Source organism: Kitasatospora sp. NPDC057512, from assembly GCF_042802135.1.
In the GTDB taxonomy this organism is placed as follows: Bacteria; Actinomycetota; Actinomycetes; order Streptomycetales; family Streptomycetaceae; genus Kitasatospora.
Genome location: NZ_JBHVET010000987.1, coordinates 1 through 2,496, shown reverse-complemented (window position 1 = coordinate 2,496; position 2,496 = coordinate 1). Strand labels below are relative to the sequence as shown.

Annotated in this window: 1 protein-coding gene; it reads left to right on the top strand. The window is 72.6% G+C overall.

Features of this window, described 5'->3' with window-relative positions:
• Nucleotides 1-158: 158 nt before the first annotated feature.
• On the top strand, nt 159-2,447 hold the full coding sequence (locus ACFU6K_RS36630; RefSeq protein WP_380670607.1) for a right-handed parallel beta-helix repeat-containing protein: 2,289 nt from the start codon (nt 159-161) through the stop codon (nt 2,445-2,447).
• Nucleotides 2,448-2,496 lie beyond the last annotated feature (49 nt).

The following is a 2,496-nucleotide window of genomic DNA, read 5'->3' as shown; positions in this document are numbered from 1 at the left end:
GCGCCGGGGCCGTTCGCGTGTTTCCGCGAGCTGTGAAATCCGTCTTGGCACGGGCCCCGGGCCGTGGCAGGATCCGCTCCGCCTTCCAGCCGACCGGCTCCGGACGGCGGGGGGTCGAAAGCGTCATCCACGCTTCAAGTCGCCCACGGGGGGCTCCTGTGTCCAGATTCCGTACAGCGCTGGTCGTCGGCGTGACGCTGCTCGGGGCGGTCGGTCTGCCGGCCGTCTCCGCGGGCGGCGCGGCCGCGGACGGCAGCACGCTCTACGTCGACAACGCCGCGGGTGCGCACTGCACCGACAGCGGCACCGGTGCCCAGTCGGCGCCGTACTGCACCATCGGCGCGGCGGCGGCCGCCGTCCAGCCGGGCCAGACCGTGGACATCGCGGACGGCACGTACATCGAGGACCTGACCATCACCCGGTCGGGCAAGGCCGAGGCGCCGATCACCTTCCGCGCCGGCAGGACGCCCGACGAGAACAACGGCGGCGGCCTCACCAAGATCGGCACGGGGGACAGGCCCGTCAACGGGTTCGTCGTCCGGGGCGCCGAGCACGTCCGGTTCGAGAACCTGACCATCGCAACGGTCCCCCAGAAGGCGGCCGTGCTGGTGGACGGCGCCCGTGACGTGTCCTTCGACAACAGCTACCTCACCGGTGGAACCGGCATCCACGTCACCAACGGCTCCGACCGGGTGCTCCTCGGACACGGCGACATCGGAAGGGTGCAGGGCCCGGCGGTCACCGTGGACGGCGGTTCCACCGGGACGGTCGTCACCACCAACGTGCTCTGGCCCTACGCCGGGCCCGACATGACCGGGGTCCTGGTCAAGGACGCGCCGAACACCGTCGTGGTGGCCAACAACGTCACCTCGTCCTGCTTCGCCGGGATCGTGCTGGACGGCACCTCCTCCGGCGCGGTGGTCGAGAACAACCTGGTGAACACCGCCCTGTACGGCATGAATTCGTGCCGCGACCAGACCGCCCGCGCGACCGGGATCACCGTCGGCCCGAACGCCGTCGCGGGCACCAGGGTCGACTACAACGTGGTCGACCCGCGCGGCGGCGGCGCGGCCTACAGCTGGGCCGGGACGGCGTACGGCGACCAGCCGTCCTTCACCGCGGCCACCGGCCAGGGCGTACACGACTTCGTCGCCGTGTCGACGCTCCCGAAGGGCCCGGACGCGCCGCCGGACCACGTGACCGACTCGGCGGACGAGAACGCCCCGGGCATGCTGCCGACCGCCATCGGCGGCGTCGCCGCGGTGGACGACCCCAAGATCCCCAACACCGGTACGGGCAGCGGCATCCGCGACCGCGGCGCCTACGAGAACGCGGACGTCGGCAGCGCCTTCACCCCGGCGGGCCCGACGCGCCTGCTCGACACCCGCCAGCCGATCGGCGTGCCGACCGCGCAGCCCGTCCCCGCCGGGGGGACCGTGGACCTGCCCGTCACCGGCGTGGCCGGGGTCCCGGCGGTGGGGGTGACGGCGGTGACGCTGAACGTGACGGTCACCGAGCCGCAGGCCGACGGCCACCTCACGGTCTATCCGCACGGGGACGCGGCGCCGAGCTCGTCGAACCTCAACTGGACGGCGGGGCGGACGATTCCGAACCTGGTGACGGTGCCGGTCAAGGACGGCAAGGTGTCCTTCACCAACGCCTCCGGCGGCACGGTGCACCTGATCGCCGACCTCGCGGGCTACTACAGCCCCAAGGGTTCGCTGTTCCACGCCCAGGGCCCGACGCGGCTGTTGGACACCCGGGCGCCGATCGGCGTCCCGGCGGCGCAGGCCGTGCCGGCGTACGGCACCGTCGACCTCCCGGTGGCGGGCGTGGCGGGCGTGCCGGCGACCGGTCTCACCGCCGTGACGATGAACGTGACGGTGACCGAGCCACAGGCGGACGGGCACCTGACCGTCTACCCGCACGGGGACGCCACGCCGACCGCCTCCAACCTCAACTGGCCTGCCGGGAGGACGATTCCGAACCTGGTCACGGTGCCGGTGAAGGACGGCAAGGTGTCCTTCCAGAACGCCTCGGGCGGCACCGTGCACCTGATCGCCGACCTCGCCGGCTACTACACCGCCGAGGGCAAGGTCAGCTACCACCCCGACGGCCCCCACCGCTGGATGGACACCCGGGACCCGGCATTCCGGACACCGGCCGTCCCGGCCTGGGGCACCCTCGACCTGCCGATCCCGTACGGCCCGGCCGTCGCCGCGGTGACCCTGAACGTGACGGTCACCGAGCCGGGCACCGACGGGCACCTCACGGTCTACCCGCACGGCGACCCGGCGCCCAACGCCTCGAACCTGAACTTCCTGCCGGGCGAGACCATCCCCAACCAGGTGGTCGTGCCGGTGAAGGACGGCAAGGTCTCGTTCTACAACGCCAGCGGCGCCCCGCTGCACCTCGTGGTCGACGAGTTCGGCTACCAGTCGTACTGACCCCGCCCCCGTACGAACGGCCCCCGGAACCAGGCCCCGTGCCCGGTTC